Origin of the sequence: Bacillus sp. GMs2/2 (assembly GCF_050172095.1) — a bacterium.
GTDB lineage: Bacteria > Bacillota > Bacilli > Bacillales > Bacillaceae_G > Bacillus_A > Bacillus_A cereus.
In genome coordinates, this window is sequence record NZ_JBNLYE010000531.1 from 1 (window position 1) to 2185 (window position 2185).

Consider the following 2185-nt stretch of genomic DNA (forward strand, 5'->3'; position numbering starts at 1 on the left):
TCTTTAACTCCACCTCTATATCTTGTAAAAGATCTTTAATGAGTTCATAAAAATCATTTCCATACTCACTACACTCGTATTGAGCAAAGATTTGAATCACATATCTAGTTTCCGTCTCTAATGCTGACTTTATTTGATTAACTCTTTTTTCTTCTACATACGCTTGATATTTATGTATTGCCTCATAAAGACGCAATACATGCGCTTCTTCATCTCTCCAATCCAACGTATCAACAATTGAAAGAAATAGCGTATTTTGATTATCTATTATTTCATAATCATTCATATATTTCTTACACCCTTTTTTGTTTTTCATTGCATGCAGATGTCACTACACTTCGCATACTCAAGTACATCTTTTAATGATTGATGAAATTCAATTTCTGGGATCCAACCTAACCTTTTTATTTCTTCTATTGCTAAACTCTCATTTGAGTCGCTCCCACTCTTCTCTGTTTCCTCTATAAAAAAATTTAGCTGTGTTAATTCTTTATATTGTTCTAGTACATTTAATAAAGATCGTTTTACTCCTGATCCGATATTATATTGTTTTCCATTTATTCCATCTCGTAATAACACATGATACGCTTTGACCGCATCACGTACATCTAGAAAATCTCTACTATCTTTCAAACTGTTTACTTCAATAATGGCTTTACTTCTACCTGATTCTATATCTATCATTTTCTTTGCGAGAATCGAACAAATGCCATTCGATTCCCCTGGACCAATTAAGTTTGAGGGCTTTGCAATGATAATATTTGAATCCATTAATCCTCCCCAAACCTCTGCAATAATGACTTGCATCGTTTTACTTAAACTATATGGATTTGAAATTTTTATTTCGTTCATACTATTTACTTGCAAAGCAGATCCTATAACTAATGTTCTACAATGCGAGGCTTCTTGCTTAATTGCTTCTAATAAATATAATGTTCCTATTACATTAATCTCTATATATTCAAGGGCAGCTGTCCAAGATTCTATAACCGAATTCCTTCCTGCTAAATGCAATACGTAGTCTGGCTTTATTTGTTTTATTACCTTCATTACTTCGCTCTTATTAGTTAAATTACAAGTAATACCATTTCTATTTTTTTCTCTATGTGCACGATTTTGAAACATAGGAATTACATGAAAGCCCTGCTCTAAAAAATATTGGCAAGCATGGCGTCCTGTGAAACCATTTGCACCAGTTATTAAAAGGCTCGCATTTTTTTTCATCGCAAAAACCCTCCTTTTAATAGCATTTGTTTCACCTCATGTTTTGCAAGTAAATCTTGTTGAGAACTAAAACTCTTCACATCCACTAAAGGATAGCTAGAATAATATTCTTGAAGTCCTTCTATAGGAATAGTCGGTAGTACCACAAAATAATTTTGATCAAAACTTATACTTGTTTTACTCTCTACCTCAGATAGAAGCATTTCACTTAATTTTTCACCCGGTCTTATCCCTACCTCTTTTACCTTAACATTTTCTTTTCCTGAATATTCAATTAACAATTCTGCTAAATCTGTTATTTTACATGCCGGCATTTTCATAACAAAGATTTCCCCGCCTCTACCTTGATATACGGCTTTAAATAACAACCCAACAGCATCTTCAACTGTTAAGAAAAATCTAGTCATATTCGCATCGGTAATCCCTACTTCTGAAGATTTTTTAATTTGTTGTTTAAAAAGTGGTACTACACTTCCACTCGTTCCTAAAACATTTCCACCACGAACACAAATGAATTTTGTTTTCTTCGTTTGTATATTCGCATGAACCATTAATTTTTCACCAATTGCTTTTGTCATCCCATACGTATTTGATGGATCAGCTGCTTTATCCGTTGAAACATATATAACTTTTTCAACTTGCATCTGTATAGAGGCTTCAATTACATTTTGCGTACCATGTATATTGGTTTTTATAGCTTCATAAGGATAATACTCACATACTGGAACATGTTTTAAAGCTGCAAGATGGAACACATAATGTACACCTTGGCAAGCATAGACTAGTTGATCTTTATCACGAATATCTCCAATAATAAATTTTAACCTATCATCATTTATAAACTGTTGCTGCATTTCAAACTGGACCGTTTCATTTCTTGAAAAAACTCTAATTTCTTTCGGTGATTTTTCTAATAGTTGTTTTATAAGTTCATGCCCCCACGAACCTGTACCACCAGTAA

3 protein-coding genes are annotated in these 2185 nt (G+C 32.8%); all 3 read right to left on the bottom strand.

The window, feature by feature from the left end; translation table 11 throughout:
• Positions 1–316: DUF6572 domain-containing protein (locus ACQGS6_RS27005; protein ID WP_426965912.1), on the bottom strand; the 316-nt coding region annotated here is incomplete at its 3' end.
• Entirely contained in the window at positions 313–1224 is a 912-nt protein-coding gene (locus ACQGS6_RS27010) for an NAD-dependent epimerase/dehydratase family protein (protein WP_074625421.1), read from the bottom strand. The genes ACQGS6_RS27010 and ACQGS6_RS27005, both read right to left, overlap by 4 nt.
• On the bottom strand, positions 1221–2185 hold a 965-nt coding region (locus ACQGS6_RS27015; protein ID WP_426965913.1), incomplete at its 5' end, for a UDP-N-acetylglucosamine 4,6-dehydratase family protein. The genes ACQGS6_RS27015 and ACQGS6_RS27010, both read right to left, overlap by 4 nt.

Bases quoted from the DNA above. Each gene is read 5' to 3' on its own strand.
- ACQGS6_RS27010 (WP_074625421.1), bottom strand. From the start codon at position 1,224: ATGAAAAAAAATGCGAGCCTTTTAATAACTGGTGCAAATGGTTTCACA.